We start from the raw sequence: 24174 nt of genomic DNA, 5'->3' as shown, positions 1-24174 counted from the left end.
TTTACTGAAATTTCATTAAATTATTAGGGAGGTGGATCGTTAAGTTAACGATTATAAACCAAGCTAGTACAAATGTAAATAAAAATTTAAGGGGGCAAAATTTTTATGAAGATGAAAAAAGCTGGTCTTGTTCTTTCAATGGCCTTAGCTGCAGGTACAATTTTAGGTGCTTGTGGTAAAGGTGGAGATACAAAAGACGCAAAAGGCGCATTTAAAGTAGGTATGGTAACTGACTCTGGTACGATTGATGATAAGTCATTTAACCAAGGTACTTGGGAAGGGATCCAAGCTGGAGCTAAAGATTTAGGTTTCAATCTTAAGCAAGATACAAAATACTTAAAACCTGCTGGTGAAACTGAAGCAGATTACTTAAAAGAAATCGGAAACTTAAATGATGCAGGGTTTCAATTTATCATAACTCCTGGTTATAAATTTGAAACAGCAATTAACAAAGCGCAAGATAAATATAAAGATGACAAATTTGTAATTATCGATGGTACTCCACACACAGCTAAAGATTTTACTCCAAATGTAAAAAATAACACAGTTTCAATTTTCTTCTCAGAACATGAAGCTGGCTACCTAGCTGGTATTGCAACAGCAGTTCAATTAAAAACTGGTGATGTTGGATTTATCGGTGGTATGGAAATTCCAGCAGTTCAAAAATATAACTGGGGATTCCAACAAGGTATTAAATATGCAAACGAAAACCTTGGAACAAGCATTTCTTTAAAAGCTAATAACGTAGTTTATTCTGGAAGCTTTACAGACAAAGCTGCAGGTCAACAAATTGCAGCTCAAATGTATGACCGCGGCGTTAAAGCGATTTTCGCTGCAGCAGGTGGAGTAGGACAAGGTGCTATTACTGAAGCTAAAAACAGAGTAGCTAGTGGTAAAGAAGTTTGGGTTGTTGGTGTAGACGTAGATCAGTACGCTGATGGTGTTTATAAAGATAACAAATCTGTAATTTTAACTTCAGCTATGAAAGGTGTTGCAAAAGCAGCTTCTGATATGGTTAAAGCTGAAAAAGATAAAAAATTCCCTGGTGGACAAACTTTAACTTACGATGCAAAAAATGATGGAATTGGTTTACCAAAAGAAAATCCAAACTTAAGTTCTGATACTTTAACAAAAGTTAATGATGTATTTAACAAAATTAAGTCTGGTGAAATTGTAGTAGCAAATGAAAGAGGAAATTTAATTAAGTAATTATCTTTCTAATTAATAAATGATAGAAGAAGCATAGGAAAGGAGACCCTTTTATATGCTTCTTCTACCCTAAAAATGATTTTTTTCTTTCATGCTTTAATCAATTGCAAGCACTTAACTGGTAAAGCTTCCAATTGATTAGGGCATGACGATCGGGAGAGAGAGTTACGCCCTCCTTAAATAAAAAATATAGAAAATATTTCGAAATCAAGTAAAACTTTAAAATAAAAAATGACTTCGTAATATCAAGGAGGAAAATTATGGAATATGTAGTGGAGATGCTAAATATAACAAAAGAGTTTCCTGGCATTATAGCGAATGATAATATTACACTACGATTAAAAAAAGGGGAAGTTCATGCTTTATTAGGTGAAAACGGAGCAGGGAAATCAACTTTAATGTCCGTCCTTTTTGGAATGTACACACCCGAAAAAGGGATTATAAAAATAAAAGGTAATGAAGTTAAAATTTCAAATCCAAATGTTGCTAATGAACTAGGAATCGGAATGGTTCATCAACATTTTAAATTAGTTTCAAATTTTACAGTAACAGAAAATATTATTCTAGGTCTTGAACCTAAAAAGGGTCTAGTAGTAGATATCAAGACTGCAGCAAAACGTATTGAAGAGCTTTCTAAAACTTACGGTTTAAATGTAGATCCATATGCAAAGATTGAAGATATTACAGTAGGGATGCAACAAAGAGTTGAAATTTTAAAAACTTTATACCGTAATGCTGAAGTATTAATCCTAGATGAGCCAACAGCAGTACTTACTCCACAAGAAATACAAGATTTAATGAAGATTATTAAAAACTTGATTAATGAAGGTAAGTCAATCATTATCATTACTCATAAATTAAAAGAAATTAAAGCTGTTGCAGATCAATGTACAGTAATTCGTCATGGGAAGTACATTGGTACAGTTGATGTAAAACAAACATCTGAAGCTGAAATGGCATCTATGATGGTCGGACGTCAGGTGTCTTTCAAGGTAGATAAAGTAGAATCAAAACCTGGTGAAGTTGTACTAGATGTAAATAATTTAAGTGTCAAAAATAATAAAAAAGTTTTAGGTTTAAAAAATGCTACACTTCAAGTTCGAGCAGGTGAAATCGTTGGGATTGCCGGAGTTGAAGGAAATGGACAATCTGAACTTGTTGAAGCAATTACAGGGTTAAGACCGATTGAAGAGGGTTCTATTTTATTAAAAAATCAAGATATTACAAAAAACAGTATACGTGAGCGAATTAGAAGCGGTATTGCACATATTCCAGAGGATCGTCAAAAAAGAGGACTTGTTCTTGAATATACAATTGAAGAAAACGTTGTTTTAGAGATTTATAATCAAGAACCATTCTCTAAATATGGAGTTTTAGATAAAGCTGCGATTGCCAAACATGCAAAGAAAATCATTGAAGAATTCGATGTACGCTCTGGTGAAGGTGCTAAAACAGTCGTTGAATCAATGTCTGGAGGAAACCAACAAAAAGCAATCATTGGTCGCGAAATCGAACTTAAGCCTGAGTTATTAATTGCGTGTCAGCCAACACGTGGATTAGATGTTGGTTCGATAGAGTATATTCATAAGAGATTAATTGAGCAAAGAGATAGTGGAAAAGCTGTTCTATTGATCTCGTTAGAACTAGATGAAGTTCTTAATTTATCTGACCGCATTGCAATCGTAAATGCTGGAGAAATCGTTGATATCGTTAATGCCAAAGACACAAATGAAGATGAATTAGGATTAATGATGGCTGGTATAAGGAGAGGTGAAGGGGCATGAAAAAGGGAGGAATCATTTCTCTAATTGCCATATTATTAGGTTTACTAGCTGGAGCATTATTAATTTTAGTAACAGGTAATGATCCAGTAGAAGGGTTTACTTATTTATTCCAAGGTGGATTAAAAGATCCGGAGCGCATTGGTAATACATTTGCTACTGCTACTCCGTTAATTTTAACAGGACTTTCTGTTGCATTTGCATTCAGAACAGGTTTATTTAATATTGGTGCAGCTGGCCAAATGCTTTTCGCAGGATTTTGTGCTTCTGCAGTTGGTTTAACTGTCGATTTACCTACTCTTATCTTAGTTCCGATTATGGTAATTGTAGCCTTTATTGCAGGTGCAGTATGGGCATTTATTCCAGGGTTACTAAAAGCTAAATTTAATGTTCACGAAGTAGTTTCTACGATTATGATGAACTGGATTTCATACTGGACTGTTTATTATTTAGTACCACAATATTTTAAAGGTAGCACTGAAACAGAGTCAAAAATGCTAGCAGATGCTGCAACATTAAAAATGCCATTTTTATCAAATTTATTTGGTGGTTCATATATTAACTTCGGTTTATTTATCGCCGTTATTATGGTAATCGTTATTTCATTTATTATTAATCGTACAGTATTAGGGTATGAATTAAAAGCTGTAGGTTACAACCGTAGTGCTGCTGAATACGCGGGTATTTCAGTAAATAGAAATGTTATTTTATCAATGATGATTTCAGGTGGACTTGCAGGGTTAGCAGGTGTTGTTCAATTCGCTGGTAATGCATCACTAATTCAAATAGGTGTTTTACCTACCGAAGGATTCGACGGAATTGCCGTGGCACTTTTAGGAATGAATACACCAGTAGGCGTATTTTTCTCAGCTATTTTCTTTGGACTATTGTATTCTGGTAAAGGTTTTATGAGTGCAATGACTTCAATTCCACCAGATATTGCTGATGTTATTATTGCAATCATTATTTATTTCTCTGCAACTAGTATTTTAATTAAGAAAGTTATAGATCGAGTATCGAAATCACGCAAATACAAAAACAGCAATGTAGGAGAGAAGGTGAAATAAGGCATGGATTTAATTATACAAATTTTCCCATATGCAATTGCCTATACGATTCCATTATTAATCGTAGCATTAGGTGGTTTATTTTCTGAGCGAAGCGGTGTCGTAAATATTGGTTTAGAAGGATTAATGGTTGTTGGTGGTTTTGCTAGTGCCTTAACAATTTCAAAACTTCAAGAAACTCATCAAGGTGAAGTTTGGGTAATCTGGGTAGGAATTCTTGTTGCAGTTCTTACAGGTGCTTTATTTTCTTTACTACATGCGTTTGCAAGTATAAATTTACACGCAGATCAAGTAATTAGTGGTATCGCAATTAATATGATTGCAGGTGCTTTAACAATCTTCTTAGCAAGAAATATTACTGGATCAGGAAATATCAGTATTAACGGTATTACACGTACTGATATCCCAGTCTTAAAGAACATTCCAATTCTAGGAGATTTATTCTTTAAAAACACTTATTCTACAACATGGTTAGTCATCGGTATTCTAATCATTAGTACATTTATACTTTATAAAACTCGTTTAGGCTTACGTCTACGTGCATGTGGTGAATACCCTCAAGCAGCTGATGCAGCAGGTATTAACGTATACCGTATCCGTTACCTTGGCGTTATTATTTCTGGTGCATTCTCTGGACTAGGTGGAGCAATTATTTTAGTAACATACTCTGGCGAATTTACAGGTAGTGTTGCAGGTCTTGGTTTCTTAGCAATTGCTGCATTAATTTTTGGACAATGGAAACCACTTGGAATTTTAGCAGCGACATTATTCTTTGGTGTAGCTACAACAATTGCCAATGTATCGCAAGTTATTCCAAGTTTAGCTCATATCCCACCATTAGCATTAAAGTTATTCCCATACGTAGTAACTTTAATCGCATTAGTAATTTTCTCAAAATCATCTCAAGCACCAAAATCAGTTGGTGTTGCATATGAAAAAGGTAAACGATAAATAAATGTTTATGAAGCTTCCTATTAAAAGGGAAGCTTTTTTCTTTTGTAGAAAATTAGTCTTCCGTATTTATGCAGTTTTTTTATCATTTGATTTTTAAAAATCAAGAATTATGAACTAAGATCATGAATTAAATACTTGAAATATTTTTATAGATAATTGAATAAATTTTAGGTTAAATGATATTTGAAAGGTTTAATTAATAAAAATGATTTTGAAGTGTTTAAGTAAACATATCTTTTTTAATAAGTTGATTGGAATTGAAGTATGTTCGACTCCTGTGGGAAATGCGGGAAGGTTAAAGACCACGCAGGAACGAGGAGGCTACTGTAGGGGAAATCAACCACATACAACTTATTTTATTAAGAGAAATCTTGATATTAATTGTCTGTTTTCTTTTGTAAGAGTACGAAGAAGCTTCCTTTATAAAATCCGAAGCTTCTTTTTATTTGAATTAATTATTTTGGGTAAACTAAGCAGTAGGTTTTATTTTTGGTAAAATTAGAGATACAATGAAGATATTGGAAATAAATATGAGTAAATAGTATTTGACTAAGGAGGGTTCAATTTGAATTTGTTACAGTACAAAAATAGTGATATAAACGGTATTAAACTACATGTGGTAACAACTGAAAAATTTAAAACAAATTCGATTACGTTAAAAGTACGTGGAAAACTTGAAGAAGATACAGTATCGTATCGCGGAATTTTACCTTATGTATTGCAAAGTGGAACAAAAGATCTTCCTACCAATGGTGAAATTCGAAGAAAATTAGAAGAATTATATGGGGCGACCTTCTTTGTAGACGTATCAAAAAAAGGTGATTATCATGTTATGTCATTTACAATTGATATTGCAAATGAAAAATACCTTTCAAATCAAGGTTCATTATTAAATGAAGCGCTCTTGCTTATTGCTTCAATTTGGCAAAATCCATTTTTAGAAAATGGTGTTTTTTCAGCTAAGCATGTTGAAACTCAAAAAAGAACACAAGTACAACGAATTCAATCAATTAATGATGATAAATTGAAATATGCAAATCAACGACTAGTGGAAGAAATGTTTAAGGATGAACCTTATGCGTTACTTGCAAATGGAAAAACAGAAGATGTCAATTCAATTACAGCTGAGTCACTTTATAAGTACTATGAAAAAGCTTTGCAACAAGATTTAATTGATCTTTATATAGTTGGAGATGTTGCATTTGACCAATGTAAACAATTAGTTGAAGAGAATTTTAGAAACACAACTAGTAGAAAATTAACAGTTGATACAACAAAAGCAACACCAGTCGATTCTCCTAATGAAGTAATTGAAGAGCAAAAATTAAATCAGGCAAAACTACACATCGGTTATACTACTGGGATCTCGATTAAAGATCCAGATTACTTTGCACTTCAAGTATTTAATGGACTTTTTGGCGGATTCTCTCATTCAAAATTATTTATCAATGTACGAGAAAAAAATAGCTTAGCATACTATGCTGCTTCTCGTTTTGAAAGTCATAAATCAATTTTAATGGTCATGTCTGGTATAGCAAGTGAAAATTATGAAAAAGCAACAACAATTATTGCTGAACAGCTTGAAGAGATGAAAAAGGGAAATTTCACTGAAGAGGAAATTGATCAAACAAAATTAGTGATTAAAAACAGTCTATTAGAAAGTATGGACACTGCTTATGGAATCATTGAAACATTATTCAATGACCAATCTGCAGGAAATGAACGTCCGATCGAGGACTGGTTCCCTGAAATCGAAAAAGTTACTAAAGATGAAATTGTAACTGTAGCTAATAAAATTAAACTTCACACAACTTATTTCTTAAAGGGTCAGGAGGGAGCATAATGGAAAAAAAGTATTTTGAACAATTAAATGAAACGCTTTATTTCGAGGAGCTTGAAAACGGATTAAAAGTATATATTCTTCCTAAACAAGGCTACAACAAAACATATGCGACCTTTACAACTAAATACGGTTCGATTGATTCTGAATTTATTCCTTTAGGAAAAGATGAAAAATTAGTTGTACCAGATGGGATTGCTCATTTTTTAGAGCACAAATTGTTTGAAAAGAAAGATGGGGACGTATTCCAGGTTTTTAGTAAACAAGGCGCATCTTCTAATGCGTTTACAAGTTTTACCCGAACTGCTTATTTATTTTCAGCAACGAATAATGTAGAACAAAATTTAATGACTTTAATTGATTTTGTTCAAGAACCCTATTTTTCTGATCAAAGTGTTGAAAAAGAAAAAGGGATCATTGGTCAAGAAATTAAAATGTACGAAGATAACCCTGATTGGAGACAATATTTTGGGATGATTGCAAATTTATATGGTAAACATCCTGTTAGAACAGATATTGCTGGTACGGTTGAATCAATTTCAAAAATTACAAAAGAATTACTTTATACTTGTTACGAAACTTTTTATCACCCAAGTAATATGTTGTTTTTTGTTGTAGGTCCAGTAGACCCTGATAAAACAATGAATTTAATTAGAGACAACCAAAGCAAAAAAACGTTCAAAGATGCAAATGAAATAAAGAGATTTTTCCCTGAAGAAACTCCTGAATCTGCAGAAAAGAAAAAAGTGTTACATATGAATGTCCAATCATCGAAAGTGCTGGTTGGCGTGAAAGATTTTTCTGCACCTAAAGGTGGAAGTGAATTATTAAAGCATGAATTATCAATTTCAGTATTACTTGATTATTTATTTGGTAAAGGCTCAAATACGTATCAACAAATGTATGAAGATGGTTTAATCGATGATACGTTCTCATATGATTACTCTGCAGAAAATGGTTTTGCTTTTGCGATCATCGGAGGGGATTCCACTTCACCTGAAAAACTTTCAGAAAAAATAAAAGAAGTGCTATTAGACTCAAAAAATCATCAGTGGGAAAAAGAAATTGTTGATCGCGTAGTTAAAAAGAAAATTGGCGGATTCCTACGCTCATTAAATTCTCCAGAATATATCGCTAACCAATTTACGCGATATGCGTTCTTAGATATGCATTTATTTGACATCGTATCTGTGTTACAATCTATTTCTGTAGAGGATCTAAAAGAAAGTGCTAGTCATCTAATAAATGAAGACTATATGAGTGAATTTTTTGTTCTTCCTCATTGAATGAATTTAAAAGCATCCTTATATGGGATGCTTTTTGAAATTTAAAAAATTAAGGATTTATAAAGAATCTAAGTGTACTATTTATTAATAAAAATTTTTAAGAGAGTCTCTTTCGCTTGCCTTTATATTTCTTAATACTCTTTAAACCTGCATTAAAACCTCGAAAAAATGGAGATTATAATAAATGAGAAAAAGAATTCTAGTAATTGGAGCTAGTGGTGACATTGGCTTTGCAATTTCGAAAAAGTTAATCAATGAAAAATATGATTTAGTTGTCCATTATAATAGTAATAAAGAACCACTTAACGAACTGATTGAATTGGCTAATAAGATTGAAGTAAATTGCCAATTCGTTCAAGCGGACTTATCAGTTGAAAATGGAGTTGAAATTTTAACATCACAAATAAATGATAAAATTGATTCAATTGTGTATGCATCGGGTTTTTCAATCATTGGTTTGATTAACGATGTAAGTGATGAAGAAATCGATCGAATGACTCAATTACATATAAAAAGTTTGATCAAAGTAGTCAATCATTTTCTTCCTAATATGGTGGCTAAAAAATCTGGTAGCATCGTTGTTATTTCGTCCATATGGGGACAAATTGGTGCTTCATGTGAAGTATTATATTCAACTACTAAAGGTGCTCAAAATGCCTATGTAATGGCATTAGCTAAAGAATTAGGGCCAAGTGGAATAAAAGTAAATGCTGTTGCTCCGGGTGCCGTCAAAACGAATATGTTAAATTTCTTTAGTGAAGAAGAGTTAAAAGAAATTGCAAATGAAATTCCAATGAATCGTTTAGCTCTTCCAAGTGAAATTGCGAATACTGTAAATTACCTAATTTCCGAACAATCTTCTTATATAACTGGCCAAATTCTTGGAGTAAACGGCGGTTGGCATACTTCATAGTAAAAATTCCCGTCGAAAGTTATTTATTTCACATATTTTACCTTTTATATTATGGCGAAATCGTTTATTATTAAATGTAGAGTTAAGTAGTTAACAAATAGGGGGTATAGGTATGGAGTTAATCGAATGGTATTTTGAGTATGAAATACATAAGAATCGCCCTGGACTACTTGGAGATATTGCATCGCTAATCGGTATGCTAGGGATTAATATTTTAACAATCAATGGTGTCGACACAATGAAACGCGGCATGTTACTTGGTTGCGATAACGATGATCAAATTACTAGATTTGAATCAATTTTAAATACTATGGACAATATAACAATAATTAAACTTAGAAAGCCAACTCTAAGAGATCGTTTAGCTGTAAGACATGGTACTTATATTCAACGAGACGTAGATGATAAAAAGACTTTTCGTTTTGTCCGCGATGATTTAGGAATGCTTGTTGATTTTATGGCAGAGTTATTTAAAATGCCAGGCCATAAGCTAATCGGAATTAGAGGGATGCCTCGTGTTGGTAAAACTGAATCAGTTGTAGCAGCAAGTGTATGTGCAAATAAACGCTGGTTATTTGTTTCATCAACATTAATTAAACAAACATTAAGAAGTCAATTAATAGAAGATGAATATAATTCAGATAATGTATTTATTATTGATGGCATTCTTTCTCATAGAAGAGCAAATGAGCAACATTGGCAATTGGTTCGCGAAATTATGGCAATGTCTTCTGTGAAAGTAGTGGAGCATCCTGATGTATTTGTACAGCAAACTGAATACTCTTTAGAAGATTTTGATTACATAATTGAATTAAGAAATGATGAAAATGAAGAAATTAAATATGAACTTGTAGACCAAATGGATAAAAATGGACACAACTCGTTCTCGATGTTTGATTTTTAAAGTTAGTTGGGGTGTAACTTGTGACAGAATTAGGAAAATATTTACGAGAAGCAAGAGAAGCGAAAGGCTTATCAATTGACGATGTACAAGAGTTAACGAAGATTCAGAAACGTTATCTTGAAGCAATTGAAGAAGGTAATTATGAAATATTGCCAGGGCAATTTTATGTTCGTGCATTTATTAGACAATATGCAGAAACAATTGGTGTTGACGTTTCTGGATTTCTAACTGAAAAGCCAGTAGTAGAGGAATCAACTGTGGCAAATCCAGTAGAAGAAGTAAAGCATGAAGAGATTCCTAGTAGAGCATCGAAGCTTAAAGAACCATTAAACAATGTTAAGACATCACGTATAATGGATTATTTACCAAGGATACTAGTAGCGATTCTTATCATTGGAATCTGCATCGCTATTTATATGATGTTCCCATCAAAAAATGATGATAAATCTGCGGATACGAATCAATCTCAATCTAACTCTAATTCTGAAATTGAAAAACCAAAAAATAATGCGCTAGATCAGGCAAAAGTTAATAATACGAAAAAAACAGAGAAACCGAAAAATGATGTGACTGAGCAAACACCAGCGCAAAAAATTACTGTTGACTCTGCAGCGGGTAAACGAACTACTATTTCTTTATCTGGTACGGATGTATTTAAATTAGAAGTAGTTGCAAATGGTGAAAGTTATGTAGATTTAAAAAATGCTGATGGAAAAATGTTTTATTCAGGAATTTTAAAACACGGACAAACTCAAAACTACGACTTAACAGCTGAAAATGAAGTAACAGTAAATATTGGTGCTTCTAATAATGTTGAGCTACGAATTAACGATGAGGTATTTAAATATCCAGTTAGTCCAACAGATGCTGTTCACCAAAAGATTACGATTAAAAATTTAAAAATGAATCAATAGTCATCTTTAAGATGGCTTTTATTCATTTATTATAAATGCTTCATTTTTAGAAAGTTTTGGAGGGTTTTACCATGAATTTACCAAATAAGATCACAGTGTCAAGGGTTTGTCTAATTCCATTATTTATGATTGCCGTTTTAATCGATTTTGGATGGGGAAAAGTTACATTAATGGGTGATTTAATACCAGTTAATCATTTAGTAGGAGCTGCAATTTTTATTATTGCCTCAGTTACTGATTTTATAGATGGTTATTACGCAAGAAAATATAATCTAGTTACTAATTTTGGTAAGTTTTTAGATCCACTTGCTGATAAATTACTTGTTTCTTCAGCATTAATTATCTTAACTGATTTTCATTATGTTCCTGCGTGGATTACGATTGTCATAATAAGTAGAGAGTTTGCTGTAACTGGATTACGAATGATTTTAGCTGGCTCTGGAGAAGTACATGCTGCTGCAATGCTAGGTAAAATTAAGACTTGGGCTCAAATAGTCGCGATTTCTGCATATTTCTTACATGACTTCCCATTGAATTTCTTACCATTTTCGATTGCAGATGTATCACTTTGGGTCGCATTATTCTTTACAGTATATTCTGGTTGGGATTATTTTTATAAAAATAGAGATGTTCTTCTTAAATCAATGTAATTAATAATATAGGGGGAAATGATATGAAGCGTGCTGAAATTATCGCAGTAGGTACTGAGCTACTTTTAGGCCAAATTGCAAATACCAATGCTCAATTTATAGCTAAACATTTATCTGCATTAGGATATCACCATCATTTCCAAACAGTTGTAGGAGACAATTCCGAACGACTTAAAAGTGCATTAGAAATTGCTTCATCAAGAAGTGATTTAATCATCTTAACTGGTGGACTTGGACCAACAAAGGATGATTTAACGAAAGAAGTTGTCGCAGAATTTGTTCAAGAGTCACTTGTTTACCATGATCAATCACTAGAGTATATTGAACAATATTTTATTAAAGTAAATCGACCAATGACTGAAAATAATAAAAAACAAGCATTAGTCATTAATAATGCACATGTTTTATTGAATAAAAACGGTATGGCACCTGGAATGGTTTATGAAGCGAAAGATAAACAATTTGTATTATTACCAGGACCACCTAAAGAAATGATTCCGATGGTTGAGAAAGAACTAATTCCTTATTTTTTAAATGGAAAAGAAGCAAGTACGATTATTTCGAAAGAGCTTAAGTTTTTTGGCATAGGGGAATCGATTTTAGAAACTGAAATTCTTGATTTACTTGAAAATCAATCAAATCCAACAATTGCTCCTTTAGCGAGTGAGGGAGAAGTAATGCTTCGAGTTACTGCAAGTGCTAGTAATCAACAAGAGGCAGAAAAACTAATTGGACAAGCTGAAGAAAAAATACGTGAGCGTGTTGGGCAATTTATATATGGTACAAATAATGAAAACTTATTTACAGTTTTATCAAGTAAGCTAAAAGATTTTAAGCTGACTATTTCTGCTGCTGAAAGTTTAACTGGAGGTCTATTCAGTAAAAGAGTGACAGATATTCCTGGGAACTCGTCCATTTTTAAAGGTAGTGTTGTTTGTTATTCTAATGAAATGAAACAAAAACTTTTAAATGTGCCATCAGACATTCTTAATAAAAATGGTGCAGTAAGTGCAGAGTGTGCAAAATCACTAGTTGAAAATATTCAAAGATTAACAGGAAGTGATATTTCAATTAGTTTTACTGGTGAAGCAGGACCGTCTACATTAGAAGATGTGCCCGTAGGGAAAGTATTTATCGGTATAAAAATTGGTGATTCTGATTCAATTGTAAAAGAGTTTCAATTCAGTGGCACTAGAGAACAAATAAGATTATCAAGTGTCAAAAATGGCGCGAACTTGTTGATAAAATTAATTAATTCAAGTTTTGAAAGTCAAGACTTATAAAATGAAATAGAATATTTTATAATATAAAAGCTCGGTATATTTAGCCGAGTTTTTTAATTTTATAGTTTCGATATTAATAAAAATCTAGTTTTATAGACCGAAAAATACGAAACAAGCGTTTCTATTCTTTAAAAATTAAGTTTAAATACGAAAAACATCGAATAAACGTTCTATTTTTTTGTTGGCAAACGAACAAAAAACAGTTATTATATAGTTAAGAGATAAATGAATCCTGAAGGAGGAATCTAAATGAGTGATCGTCAAGCTGCATTAGATATGGCTTTAAAACAAATAGAAAAACAATTCGGTAAAGGTTCAATAATGAAACTTGGAGAACAAACTGACCGCCAAATTTCAACTATTTCTAGTGGATCGTTAGCACTAGATGTAGCATTAGGTGTAGGTGGATATCCAAGAGGTCGAATTATCGAAGTATATGGTCCTGAAAGTTCAGGTAAAACAACTGTAGCATTACATGCAATCGCTGAAGTTCAAGCAAATGGAGGACAAGCGGCGTTTATAGATGCTGAGCATGCATTAGATCCGGTTTATGCTCAAAAATTAGGTGTAAACATAGATGAGTTATTATTATCTCAACCAGATACAGGTGAACAAGCACTTGAAATCGCTGAAGCATTAGTGCGTAGTGGTGCAATTGATATTATCGTAATTGACTCAGTAGCTGCATTAGTTCCAAAAGCTGAAATTGAAGGTGAGATGGGTGATGCTCACGTCGGTCTACAAGCTCGATTAATGTCTCAAGCATTACGTAAACTTTCAGGTGCAATTAACAAGTCAAAAACGATCGCATTTTTCATTAACCAAATTCGTGAAAAAGTTGGGGTTATGTTTGGTAATCCTGAAACGACTCCAGGTGGACGTGCGTTAAAATTCTATTCAACAATTCGTTTAGAAGTACGTCGTGCTGAACAATTAAAACAAGGTAATGATATTGTGGGTAACAAAACAAAGATTAAAGTAGTTAAAAATAAAGTAGCACCACCATTTAGACAAGCAGAAGTAGACATTATGTATGGAGAAGGTATTTCTAAAGAAGGAGAAATTCTTGATATTGGATCTGATTTAGATATCGTTCTTAAGAGTGGAGCATGGTATTCTTACAATGAAGAGCGTCTTGGACAAGGTCGTGAGAATGCTAAGCAATTCTTAAAAGAAAATAGAGAAATACGTGATACGATAAAACAATCGATCCGTCTTCACCATGGTTTAGATAATCCTGTTACTGTAACTGAAACAGATGACGAAGAACAATTCTCTTTATTAAATGAGTAATCATTAGTTAGTTTAAAGCAACAAAAAATGCGGGCGCTTATTAAAAGTGCCTGCATTTTTTTATATTTATAATTTCATATTTCTTTGATTTTCTAAATAGCAGTAATTATTGATATTCAAATGGTTTTAAATGTAATATAGAAAAAAATTTCACGAATATGAAAGAGTTGATTCAAATGGAAGGATTAAAGACTCCTATAAAAAATGCGAATTGAGACCCTAGGGGAACGACCATGAAGAGGCAATTCAAGTCACTCTTGGTAATTAGGTGTCCTGCATTGGGATCTCGCATAATTTTATTATCAGGAATTAAAAAAACAGCCAATTTCTACTTTTTTTATATTTATAAGTAGTACTTTATAAATGAAAAGTTCTATTAATTTGCTTACTAATCAGATCTTAATAAAAAAATTAATGAATAAAATTTAGATTTTCATGTATGAAATCTAGTAAAAATGTAATAAATATTGATAAATCAAGTAAGTAAGCGATTTACAAGGCTTGACATCATTTGGTAAGAGATTTAATATTTAAGTGTATATTCTAAAAAAATATTACTATTTTGTGAAAAATTGAATTGAAGTGTGCTGTATGTTGATGCAATTATTTATACAATATAACAGCCGACAAAAATGAAACTAACTAAATAGCAAGAGGAGGTGAAATCATGGGTGCAAATACTATAATTTTGATCATCTTCGCATTGCTTGCCACATTCGGAGTCGGTTATGCTGTCGGATTTTTTGTCCGTAAGTCCATTGCAGAAGCTAAAATAAATGGCGCAACTAATCATGCAAATCAAATTATTGAAGATGCAAAACGTGATTCAGAAACAATTAAAAAAGAAGCCTTATTGGAAGCAAAGGACGAAATTTTCAATATTCGTACAGATGCAGAGAACGAAATTCGAGACCGTCGTAGTGAACTACAAAAGTCAGAAAACCGTTTAATGCAAAAAGAAGAGAACTTAGATCGTAAAGATGATGGACTTTCAAAACGTGAGTCTGTTCTTGAAAGAAAAGAGGAATCTCTTGTTTTAAAACAACAGCAGATAGAAGAAATGGAAAGCAAGATAGAAGCATTAATTGCTGCTCAACAAGAAGAGTTAGAGAGAATTTCTAGCTTAAATCGTGAAGAAGCAAGACAATTAATACTTACTAAAGTCGAAAATGAATTATCCCATGAAACAGCAATACTAGTAAAAGAAACAGAAGCTCGAGCAAAAGAAGAAGCAGATAAGAAAGCAAAAGATATTTTATCATTAGCAATCCAGCGATGTGCTGCAGATCACGTTGCTGAAACAACTGTTTCAGTTGTAAATCTTCCAAATGATGAAATGAAAGGTCGTATTATTGGCCGTGAAGGACGAAATATACGTACTTTAGAAACGTTAACTGGAATAGATTTAATTATTGATGATACGCCTGAAGCTGTAATATTATCAGGTTTTGATCCAATTCGTCGTGAAACTGCACGAATTGCACTAGATAAATTAGTACAAGATGGTCGAATCCATCCTGCACGAATTGAAGAAATGGTTGAAAAATCAAGACGAGAAGTAGATGAGTACATACGTGAAGTCGGTGAACAAACTACTTTTGAAGTTGGTGTTCATGGAATTCACCCTGACTTAATTAAAATATTAGGTCGTCTGAAATTTAGAACTAGTTATGGTCAAAATGTGTTAAAGCATTCGATGGAGGTAGCGAACCTAGCTGGTCTTATGGCTGCTGAACTTGGTGAGGATACAAAACTTGCTAAACGTGCAGGTTTACTTCACGATATTGGTAAAGCAATTGACCATGAGGTAGAAGGAAGTCACGTTGAAATCGGTGTCGAATTAGCAACGAAATATAAAGAACATCCAGTAGTTATTAATAGTATTGCATCTCATCATGGAGATACTGCGCCAACTTCAATTATTGCGGTTCTTGTAGCTGCTGCAGATGCATTATCTGCTGCTAGACCAGGAGCACGTAGCGAAACATTAGAAAACTATATCCGTCGTTTAGAAAAGCTTGAAGAGATTTCTGAATCATACGAAGGTGTAGAAAAATCATTCGCTATTCAAGCAGGTCGTGAAGTACGCATTATGGTAAAACCAGATACAATTGATGATCTACAAGCTCATAGATTAGCGAGAGATATTAGAAAACGTATTGAAGATGAACTGGATTATCCAGGTCATATAAAAGTTACGGTTATTCGAGAAACTCGAGCTGTCGAGTATGCAAAATAAAGTGGTATATGCCACTTTATTTTCTTTTTTGTAACAAAATAAGGTATTTTTTAAAATAGCTCCAACTAATACATATCTGAAATGAATCTTAGTTGAATGGCATAGATGAAAGATTCAGATTGTGCTAGTAATGGGGCTTTTCGTATTTTTGGGTAATCTAAAAGTAAAATCAGTGCTGTGTATTTACAGTGGCAAGTTGGAAGGATGTAACGAAATGAGAATAATGTTTATAGGCGATGTAGTTGGTTCAAATGGTAGGGCAATGGTAAAGGCTAATATTCAAGCTTTAAAAAGGAAATATAATCCTTCAGTTACGATCATAAATGGTGAAAATGCAGCACATGGTAAAGGAATAACGGAAAAAATTTACCGCGAATTTTTAGAATTAGGTGCTCAAGCAGTAACACTTGGTAACCATGCATGGGATAAAAAGGATATTTTTGAGTTTATTGATCAAGCAAAATACTTAGTTAGACCAGCTAATTTCCCTGAAGGTACACCTGGTAATGGATTAGTATTTTTAAATTTTAATGATGTTGAAATAGCCGTTATAAATTTACAAGGTAGAACATTTTTACCACCACTTGATTGTCCTTTTAAAAAAGCTGATGAGTTAATAAAAATCGCTAAAAAACGAACAAACATCATTTTTGTTGATTTTCATGCTGAAGCAACAAGTGAAAAAATTGCTATGGGCTGGTATTTGGATGGAAGAGTAACAGCGGTTGTTGGTACACATACACATGTTCAAACGGCTGATGAGCGAGTTTTACCTGCTGGTACAGCGTTTATTACGGATGTTGGAATGACTGGTCCATATGATGGCATTCTAGGCGTTACGAGAGAAGCTGTTATTAAAAAATTCCTAACGAACTTACCAGTTAGATTCGAAGTAGATGAAGGTAGAGGTCAGTTAAGTGGTGTGATCATCGAATTAGACAAACAATCTGGGCTAGCAAAATCAATAAAAAGAATACAAATAAATGATGATCATCAAGAGCTATAATATCAATTAAAAGAATTGTGAAAATTTTTAAAAAACTTTTAAATATTTGCAGGAATAACTTCTTGTTATCGAGAATAGTTTTTATTGTACACAATAATAGCTTTGTAAGTACAAGGAGGATCAGGAATGGAAATATTAAAAGTTTCAGCAAAGTCAAACCCTAATTCTGTAGCAGGAGCACTTGCAGGTGTATTGAGAGAGCGTGGTACAGCAGAAATTCAAGCAATTGGTGCTGGCGCGTTAAACCAAGCTGTAAAAGCAGTTGCAATTGCAAGAGGATTTGTTGCACCAAGTGGTGTAGACCTTATTTGTATCCCTGCATTTACAGATATTCAAATCGATGGGGAAGAGCGTACAGCGATAAAATTAATCGTAGAGCCTCGTTAATAATAACAACCTGTTAGCCTAAAGCGACAGGTTGTTTTATTTTTAATTAAAGAAAGAATAAGTGGTAACGAGTCAGATTACGCAAATTTGTAATTAAAAAATGGAGCTAAGACTTTAGCTCCGACTTGAAGCTCGTCAGTCGACGAGTTTTTTTTGCGTATAATTATTACTTTTAATATTGGATTTATTAATATGTTACACTAGTTTCAATAGTCAAAAAAATGGGAGGGTGTTAATATATGAAAGTTTTTGATGCTCATTGTGATGTATTGATGAAATTACTTGAAAAGCCTTCGATCAATTTTGAAAATGATGATTCACTACAAGTTTCAGTTAATCGATTAAAACAAGGGAATAGTAAAATACAATGTTATGCGATTTATATTCCCGAAAGTGTACATAAACTAATCAAATTTGATGCAGCTCTTCAGTGTGTCACACTTTTTTATGAAAAAGTAGCTACAGAAAATAATCATATTAAAGTTATTCGAACAAAAGAAGATGAAGTTGGATTAAAAAGTGAAGAAATGGGTGCTATTTTGACGCTAGAGGGCTGTGATGCACTTTTAGGTGATATTAATCGCCTAAAGATATTACATCGTCTAGGCGTACGTAGTGTCGGTCTAGTATGGAATTATGCAAATGAAGCTGCAGATGGAATTCTTGAAGAAAGAAATGGGGGTTTAACTAATTTTGGAAGAAGTGTAGTTCATTACTTAAATGAGCATAATATGTGGTGTGATCTTTCTCATTGTACTGAAGCCGCGTTTTGGGATGCATTTGAACAAGCAAAATATCCAACTGCGACTCATTCAAATGCTAAAGCAATTTGTAAACATCCAAGAAATTTAAATGATGAACAGCTAAAGGCAATGTTTAATAGAGGAGCAATTGTAGGAATTAATTTCTATCCTACATTTTTAGTCGATGAAGGTATTGCAACGATTTCAGATATTCTTAAACATATCGAATATATGTGCTCTCTAGGTGGAGAAAAATTTATCGCGATGGGATCCGATTTTGATGGAATCGATACTCATCCAACAAATTTACATCACGTAGGACTTTATCAAAATTTAACAAATGAATTGCTTAAACACTATACAGAACAACAGGTTAAAGGCTTTATGTATGAGAATTATTCATCATATATACATTACAAATAACACGTTACTTGTTCAGAATAATAAAAATATAAAAATTAAAGGAATAATTTCTTTCAAAATCATTGATTTTTTTGATTAATAGGTCTAGAATTGAAAGCGAATTAACTCATATCAAAAGATATGTTTTAAATCGCTTTCATTCTTTTATAAAAATGAATGATATGCAAAAAAATTATCCATTTATAATTTAATTTATTACGAATGAGGGCATTCAAAGGGGTGTAGGAAATGATTGAACAACTTTCGTGGAAAGTTGGAGGACAACAGGGTGAAGGTATCGAAAGTACAGGTGAGATTTTTGCAATTGCGCTAAACCGTTTAGGTTACTACTTATACGGATATCGTCATTTCTCTTCTCGTATTAAAGGTGGTCACACTAATAACAAAATTCGTGTAAGTACAACTGAAGTTCGTGCAATTTCAGATGACTTAGATATTTTAGTAGCATTTGACCAAGAAACAATCGATGTAAACTTTTATGAATTACGCAAAGGCGGTATCGTAATCGCTGATGCTAAATTTAATCCGACAATTCCAGATTCAACTGACGTAACACTTTATTCAATTCCATTTACAGAATTAGCTACTGAACTAGGTACTTCGTTAATGAAAAACATGGTTGCAGTTGGAGCATCAAGTGCAATTTTAGGTCTATCAATTGAAGTTTTCAGAGAAGTTGTAGATGAAATTTTTGGTAAAAAAGGTCAACAAATTGTTGAGAAAAACATAGAAGCAATCGCACGTGGAGCAGAAGAAATGAGAGAAATGCTTGGCGTGAATGTAAATAAAATGCAATTATCAGAAGCTGATGGTAAAAAACGTATGTTCCTAATCGGTAACGATGCAATCGCAATGGGTGCTTTAGCTGGTGGTTCTCGTTTTATGGCAGCGTATCCAATTACGCCAGCATCTGAAATTATGGAATACTTAATCAAAAAATTACCTCAGTATGGTGGAGCAGTTATTCAAACTGAAGACGAAATTGCTGCATGTACAATGGCAATCGGTGCTAACTATGCTGGTGTTCGTACATTAACATCATCTGCAGGTCCTGGTCTTTCATTAATGATGGAAGCAATCGGTCTATCTGGTATGACTGAAGTTCCTTTAGTAATCGTTGATACTCAACGTGGTGGTCCAAGTACTGGTCTTCCAACTAAACAAGAGCAATCAGACTTAATGGCTATGATCTACGGAACTCACGGTGAAATTCCGAAAGTAGTAATCGCTCCAAGTACAGTAGAAGAAGGATTCTACGATATGGTGGAAGCATTTAACGTAGCTGAAGAATTCCAAGTACCTGTTATCGTAATTACTGACTTACAACTTTCTTTAGGTAAACAAACTGTTGAGCCACTTCAATTTGAAAAAGTGCAAATTCGCCGTGGTAAGTTTGATTACAAACAAGAATTACCTGTATCAGAAAACAAAGAGTACTTCAAACGTTTTGAAGTGACTGAAGATGGCGTTTCTCCTCGTGTAGTACCAGGTATGAAAGGTGGAATTCACCACGTAACTGGTGTTGAGCATGATGAAATGGGTAAACCATCAGAATCACCAACTAACCGTAATCAACAAATGGATAAACGTATGCGCAAGTTAAATAACCTAAAATTCCCTAACCCAGTGTTAGTGAACTCTAAACACGACGATGCTGATGTATTACTAGTTGGTTTTAACTCAACTCGTGGTGCGATTGAAGAAGCAATGATTCGTTTAGAGCAAGATGGTATCAAAGTTAACCATGCTCATATTCGTCTAATTCACCCATTCCCAACAAACGAATTAATGCCTGAGCTTAAAAAAGCTAAACGTGTAATCGTTGTTGAAAATAATGCTACTGGTCAATTAGCAAGCATTATTAAAATGAATTGTGGTCATGCAGAAAAGATTTCAAGCTTACTAAAATATGATGGAAATCCTTTCTTACCAAAAGAAATTTACAATACTTGCAAGGAAGGAGTTGTTCTAAATGGCAACATTTAAAGAATTTCGTAATAATATTAAACCAAACTGGTGCCCAGGATGTGGAGACTTCTCTGTACAAGCATCTATTCAACGTGCAGCAGCAAATGTTGGTTTAGAACCTGATAACCTTGCAGTAGTTTCTGGTATTGGATGTTCTGGTCGTATTTCTGGATATATTAACTCTTACGGTTTACATGGTATCCATGGTCGTTCACTTCCAATTGCACAAGGTGTAAAAATGGCTAACCGTGATCTAACTGTTATCGCTTCTGGTGGTGACGGTGATGGATTCGCTATCGGTTTAGGTCATACAATTCATGCAATTCGTCGTAACATCGACATTACGTATATCGTAATGGACAACCAAATCTATGGTCTTACAAAAGGTCAAACTTCACCTCGTAGTGATGTAGGATTCAAAACAAAGAGTACGCCACATGGTTCTGTTGAATCTGCACTTTCAGTAATGGAAATGGCATTAACAGCTGGTGGAACATTCGTAGCTCAAAGTTTCTCAAGTGATTTAAAAGAATTAACTTCATTAATTGAGCAAGGTATTAACCACAAAGGTTTCTCTTTAATTAACGTATTCAGCCCATGTGTAACTTACAATAAAGTAAACACATATGACTGGTTTAAAGAAAATCTTGTTAAACTATCTGATATTGAAGGATATGATCCATCAAACAAAGAAATGGCTATGCAAACATTAATGCAAAATAAAGGTTTAGTAACTGGTCTTATCTACCAAAACAAAGAGCAAAAATCATACCAACAATTAATTTCTGGATACAGTGAAGAACCATTAGTTGAATCAGAACTACAATTAGAAAAAGCACAATTCGAAAAATTAGTTGCTGAATTCATGTAATAAAAAGAAAAACTCCTCATTTTTGAGGAGTTTTTTTTATTTTATATCTTAAATATAGACAAGTATGACAATACATTATGAAGGATACTGCGATTTAATGTTGAAGTAGTTTGTAGTTAGGAGGGTTTTTGATGATGAATATTAAAATAAGAAGACCAAGAATAGAGGACATGAAAGAGTTAAATCAATTTTTTAAAATAGTAATTACTGACACTTTTGCAAAAGAAGGTATTAGCAATCAGGTGGAAAGTATGAATGAAGAAATTGAAACAAAAGGAAACTATTTAGAAAATGATTTTGAAAGTAATGGTGAGGAACGATTTTTTTTGATTGCTCTAGATAACGAAAAAATTATTGGTTCGATTGAATATGGTCCAGCTAGTGATTTTATTTTAAATTGTACAAACCATGCATTAAAAGGGCTGCCTGAGGTCGGTACTGTATTTGTGCATCCGGACTATCAAAAAAATGGAATTGGAAATTTATTATTAAAGAATATGTATGTTACTTTAAAGAATAAAGGGATAGAAGAATTTTGTTTAGATAGTGGCTATTGTAGTGCCCAAAAAATCTGGAAAAAGAAATTTGGAGTACCTGATTATTTATTAAAGGACTATTGGGAAAAAGGATATGATCATATGATTTGGAAAATTAAAGTCACCGATATATTAATATAGCAATAATAAGGAGATAAGAAGAGGTTTTCTCATTTTAAAACGCTCTGTACTATGGCGGTATAAGAAGTGGGAGGTATTTCAACTTCAGTTTTCATTTGTAGTTGATTTAATTGACCGTTTTAAAAGAAAATTAGCATATTTTATTCGATTTAGTAAGTTTTAAGAGATTATTTGTTTGTTTTTTAAGTTAAAAGCATCTACTATGTACAATTATTAGGTCGTAATACCTTAACGGGTATAGGTAATTTTAAATTTTAATTGCAGTTCTACTAGATTTAATTGCAGATTTGTTAATTTTATTTGCAATTCCGTTTTTTTAATTGCAGTTTTGCCGAATTTATTTGCAATTTTCAGGTTTTATTTGCATACCACAGTTTATTAGCCAAAACTCATCATTACAGAAGAACCCTTTATTTGTGATTCCAAAACTCTTAATAGGAGCCTAGACATTATTATCACTTCTCTTTATAAATCTACAATTTTACTAACATTTAAAGATTCTCTAAGAATAATTCCCCTAATAAAAAGGAGTGTTTCAATTTTGGAAACCCTCCTTTTTTAATTACAAAAGTAACACTTAAATCAATTCTTAAATTTAAAAATAGGCAAATAAAGGAAATCGCTTGATATTATCGAATTTCTTAATTAAAAATAATTGAAAGGAGAAAAATTTTGTTATCCTCACTCGTACCTGCTTTAATTACTTTTATTTTGGTAAGTATTCTTTCACCATTTTTAATTGCGACGTTAAGAAGATTGAAGTTGACTCAGCCGATAAGAGCGGAATTACCAGCTGATCACCATAATAAAAAGGGAACTCCTTTAATGCTGGGAAGTATATTTTTGATAGGTATTTTAGTAGCTTTCGTTAATTATTCAAGTCCACTTATGCTTTTTTTAGTTGGAACTTTTATTTTATTCAGTGTTGTTGGATTTCTTGATGACTTTTGGAAAGCATCAAAACAGGATCCAGGAGGAATATCAGCTAAAACAAAATTAGTTTTTCAATTTTCTTTTACTATTTTTTTACTTATTGTATTAATTATTTTTTTTGAAGTAGACACAACCTTTCGGATTACGGATTCTATAAGTGTCTTTTTACCAATATGGGTTTATTTGGCCCTAATCACTTTGTTTATTGTAGGATCAGCAAATGCTATTAATTTTACTGATGGAATGGATGGACTGCTTGGTATGGTATCAATCCCTACCTTCTTTTTCTTTTTTCTGATTTCAGATCATATTGAAGTGAAAATTTTTAGTCTCATAATGATCGCTAGTTTAGCTGGTTTTTTAATTTATAACTTATATCCAGCAAAAGCTTTTATGGGCGACACAGGTTCAATGGCAATTGGAGGTTCTTTATCTTTTTTAGCGATTATTGAAAAAGTAGAAATCTTGATTCCAATGTTGTTTTTTATTTATTTAGCTGAACAATTTTCGGTTATTTTTCAAGTTTTCTACTTTAAAAGAACAAGAAAAAGATTATTTCTAATGGCCCCTATACATTTTCATTATGGAATTAAAAATGGTTGGTCAGAAAATGTCATTGTCATGAATTTTACGATTGTTTCCTGGGCAGGTTGTTTCTTGAGCTACTTATATTTTTATTTTTTTATGTAACTTATGAACACACAGTTATCATTCTGAGAATTATTAATTTAAGAGGATCCTTCGATGGATTCTCTTTTTATGTTGAAAAGGTGCCTTTTTAGACTTCGAGGGGGATCGGGTCACGGTCCAAGAGTGAGGATCATATATTTGAA

At 32.8% G+C, this 24174-nt stretch carries 20 protein-coding genes; all 20 read left to right on the top strand.

Going from position 1 to position 24174, the window contains the following annotated elements; all coding sequences use genetic code 11:
* The first annotated feature begins 111 nt into the window (after nt 1-111).
* The 20 genes from COI44_RS05025 to mraY all read left to right on the top strand — a co-directional run bounded on the left by COI44_RS05025 (nt 112) and on the right by mraY (nt 24031).
* The gene (locus tag COI44_RS05025) at nt 112-1209 is read left to right on the top strand and encodes a BMP family lipoprotein (RefSeq protein WP_179887024.1); all 1098 of its coding nucleotides are present in this window, start codon (nt 112-114) and stop codon (nt 1207-1209) included.
* A 260-nt stretch (nt 1210-1469) separates the two neighbouring features.
* Nucleotides 1470-2993 carry an ABC transporter ATP-binding protein gene (locus tag COI44_RS05020; protein WP_098426952.1) on the top strand — a complete coding sequence of 508 codons (1524 nt, stop codon included), beginning with the start codon at nt 1470-1472 and terminating at the stop codon, nt 2991-2993.
* A complete protein-coding gene (locus tag COI44_RS05015) occupies nt 2990-4057 on the top strand; it encodes an ABC transporter permease (RefSeq protein WP_098426951.1) in 1068 nt (355 codons plus the stop codon). Before COI44_RS05020 ends, COI44_RS05015 begins: the two co-directional genes overlap by 4 nt.
* 3 nt (nt 4058-4060) lie before the next feature.
* Nucleotides 4061-5008, top strand: a complete 948-nt coding sequence (locus COI44_RS05010; RefSeq protein ID WP_097975431.1) for an ABC transporter permease — start codon at nt 4061-4063, stop codon at nt 5006-5008.
* 568 nt (nt 5009-5576) lie between these two features.
* The gene (yfmF, locus tag COI44_RS05005; RefSeq protein WP_098426950.1) at nt 5577-6854 is read left to right on the top strand and encodes an EF-P 5-aminopentanol modification-associated protein YfmF; all 1278 of its coding nucleotides are present in this window, start codon (nt 5577-5579) and stop codon (nt 6852-6854) included.
* Complete coding sequence (gene yfmH / locus COI44_RS05000) at nt 6854-8137, top strand: EF-P 5-aminopentanol modification-associated protein YfmH (RefSeq protein WP_098426949.1); 1284 nt, start codon at nt 6854-6856, stop codon at nt 8135-8137. Before yfmF ends, yfmH begins: the two co-directional genes overlap by 1 nt.
* Before the next feature lie 184 nt (nt 8138-8321).
* Nucleotides 8322-9050 carry an elongation factor P 5-aminopentanone reductase gene (gene ymfI / locus COI44_RS04995; RefSeq protein ID WP_098426948.1) on the top strand — a complete coding sequence of 243 codons (729 nt, stop codon included), beginning with the start codon at nt 8322-8324 and terminating at the stop codon, nt 9048-9050.
* Between the two features lie 112 nt (nt 9051-9162).
* Complete coding sequence (locus COI44_RS04990; protein WP_097975425.1) at nt 9163-9954, top strand: DUF3388 domain-containing protein; 792 nt, start codon at nt 9163-9165, stop codon at nt 9952-9954.
* Nucleotides 9955-9974: 20 nt separating this feature from the next.
* Nucleotides 9975-10868, top strand: a complete 894-nt coding sequence (locus tag COI44_RS04985) for a helix-turn-helix domain-containing protein (protein ID WP_098426947.1) — start codon at nt 9975-9977, stop codon at nt 10866-10868.
* A 71-nt stretch (nt 10869-10939) separates the two neighbouring features.
* Nucleotides 10940-11518 (top strand): CDP-diacylglycerol--glycerol-3-phosphate 3-phosphatidyltransferase, encoded by a 579-nt coding sequence (gene pgsA, locus COI44_RS04980; protein ID WP_098426946.1) that lies wholly within the window; start codon nt 10940-10942, stop codon nt 11516-11518.
* A gap of 23 nt (nt 11519-11541) precedes the next feature.
* Nucleotides 11542-12801: a competence/damage-inducible protein A gene (locus COI44_RS04975; protein ID WP_098426945.1), complete on the top strand. Its 1260-nt coding sequence runs from the start codon at nt 11542-11544 to the stop codon at nt 12799-12801.
* A gap of 249 nt (nt 12802-13050) precedes the next feature.
* The gene (recA, locus tag COI44_RS04970) at nt 13051-14094 is read left to right on the top strand and encodes a recombinase RecA (RefSeq protein WP_098426944.1); all 1044 of its coding nucleotides are present in this window, start codon (nt 13051-13053) and stop codon (nt 14092-14094) included.
* A 667-nt stretch (nt 14095-14761) separates the two neighbouring features.
* Nucleotides 14762-16333 (top strand): ribonuclease Y, encoded by a 1572-nt coding sequence (rny, locus tag COI44_RS04965; protein WP_098426943.1) that lies wholly within the window; start codon nt 14762-14764, stop codon nt 16331-16333.
* A gap of 214 nt (nt 16334-16547) precedes the next feature.
* Nucleotides 16548-17339 (top strand): TIGR00282 family metallophosphoesterase, encoded by a 792-nt coding sequence (locus COI44_RS04960; RefSeq protein WP_098426942.1) that lies wholly within the window; start codon nt 16548-16550, stop codon nt 17337-17339.
* A gap of 126 nt (nt 17340-17465) precedes the next feature.
* Complete coding sequence (gene spoVS, locus COI44_RS04955) at nt 17466-17726, top strand: stage V sporulation protein SpoVS (RefSeq protein WP_088041153.1); 261 nt, start codon at nt 17466-17468, stop codon at nt 17724-17726.
* A gap of 239 nt (nt 17727-17965) precedes the next feature.
* The gene (locus COI44_RS04950; protein ID WP_098426941.1) at nt 17966-18892 is read left to right on the top strand and encodes a dipeptidase; all 927 of its coding nucleotides are present in this window, start codon (nt 17966-17968) and stop codon (nt 18890-18892) included.
* Nucleotides 18893-19120: 228 nt separating this feature from the next.
* Complete coding sequence (locus tag COI44_RS04945; protein WP_098426940.1) at nt 19121-20878, top strand: 2-oxoacid:acceptor oxidoreductase subunit alpha; 1758 nt, start codon at nt 19121-19123, stop codon at nt 20876-20878.
* A complete protein-coding gene (locus COI44_RS04940) occupies nt 20865-21731 on the top strand; it encodes a 2-oxoacid:ferredoxin oxidoreductase subunit beta (protein ID WP_098426939.1) in 867 nt (288 codons plus the stop codon). Before COI44_RS04945 ends, COI44_RS04940 begins: the two co-directional genes overlap by 14 nt.
* A 131-nt stretch (nt 21732-21862) precedes the next feature.
* Nucleotides 21863-22408, top strand: a complete 546-nt coding sequence (locus tag COI44_RS04935) for a GNAT family N-acetyltransferase (RefSeq protein WP_098426938.1) — start codon at nt 21863-21865, stop codon at nt 22406-22408.
* 672 nt (nt 22409-23080) lie between these two features.
* Nucleotides 23081-24031 carry a phospho-N-acetylmuramoyl-pentapeptide-transferase gene (gene mraY, locus COI44_RS04930; protein WP_098426937.1) on the top strand — a complete coding sequence of 317 codons (951 nt, stop codon included), beginning with the start codon at nt 23081-23083 and terminating at the stop codon, nt 24029-24031.
* Nucleotides 24032-24174 lie beyond the last annotated feature (143 nt).

It is taken from the genome of Bacillus sp. AFS088145, assembly GCF_002564465.1.
GTDB lineage: Bacteria > Bacillota > Bacilli > Bacillales > Bacillaceae_G > Gottfriedia.
The sequence above is the reverse complement of the archived record's forward strand: the minus strand, read 5'-3'. Positions and strand labels throughout refer to the sequence as shown.

Bases quoted from the DNA above. Each gene is read 5' to 3' on its own strand.
- spoVS (WP_088041153.1), top strand. From the start codon at position 17,466: ATGGAAATATTAAAAGTTTCAGCAAAGTCAAACCCTAATTCTGTAGCA.
- COI44_RS04960 (WP_098426942.1), top strand. From the start codon at position 16,548: ATGAGAATAATGTTTATAGGCGATGTAGTTGGTTCAAATGGTAGGGCA.
- rny (WP_098426943.1), top strand. From the start codon at position 14,762: ATGGGTGCAAATACTATAATTTTGATCATCTTCGCATTGCTTGCCACA.
- COI44_RS05020 (WP_098426952.1), top strand. From the start codon at position 1,470: ATGGAATATGTAGTGGAGATGCTAAATATAACAAAAGAGTTTCCTGGC.
- COI44_RS05010 (WP_097975431.1), top strand. From the start codon at position 4,061: ATGGATTTAATTATACAAATTTTCCCATATGCAATTGCCTATACGATT.
- COI44_RS05025 (WP_179887024.1), top strand. From the start codon at position 112: ATGAAAAAAGCTGGTCTTGTTCTTTCAATGGCCTTAGCTGCAGGTACA.
- ymfI (WP_098426948.1), top strand. From the start codon at position 8,322: ATGAGAAAAAGAATTCTAGTAATTGGAGCTAGTGGTGACATTGGCTTT.
- COI44_RS04940 (WP_098426939.1), top strand. From the start codon at position 20,865: ATGGCAACATTTAAAGAATTTCGTAATAATATTAAACCAAACTGGTGC.
- COI44_RS04975 (WP_098426945.1), top strand. From the start codon at position 11,542: ATGAAGCGTGCTGAAATTATCGCAGTAGGTACTGAGCTACTTTTAGGC.
- COI44_RS04945 (WP_098426940.1), top strand. From the start codon at position 19,121: ATGATTGAACAACTTTCGTGGAAAGTTGGAGGACAACAGGGTGAAGGT.
- COI44_RS04935 (WP_098426938.1), top strand. From the start codon at position 21,863: ATGATGAATATTAAAATAAGAAGACCAAGAATAGAGGACATGAAAGAG.
- yfmH (WP_098426949.1), top strand. From the start codon at position 6,854: ATGGAAAAAAAGTATTTTGAACAATTAAATGAAACGCTTTATTTCGAG.
- COI44_RS04990 (WP_097975425.1), top strand. From the start codon at position 9,163: ATGGAGTTAATCGAATGGTATTTTGAGTATGAAATACATAAGAATCGC.
- COI44_RS04950 (WP_098426941.1), top strand. From the start codon at position 17,966: ATGAAAGTTTTTGATGCTCATTGTGATGTATTGATGAAATTACTTGAA.
- COI44_RS05015 (WP_098426951.1), top strand. From the start codon at position 2,990: ATGAAAAAGGGAGGAATCATTTCTCTAATTGCCATATTATTAGGTTTA.
- pgsA (WP_098426946.1), top strand. From the start codon at position 10,940: ATGAATTTACCAAATAAGATCACAGTGTCAAGGGTTTGTCTAATTCCA.
- recA (WP_098426944.1), top strand. From the start codon at position 13,051: ATGAGTGATCGTCAAGCTGCATTAGATATGGCTTTAAAACAAATAGAA.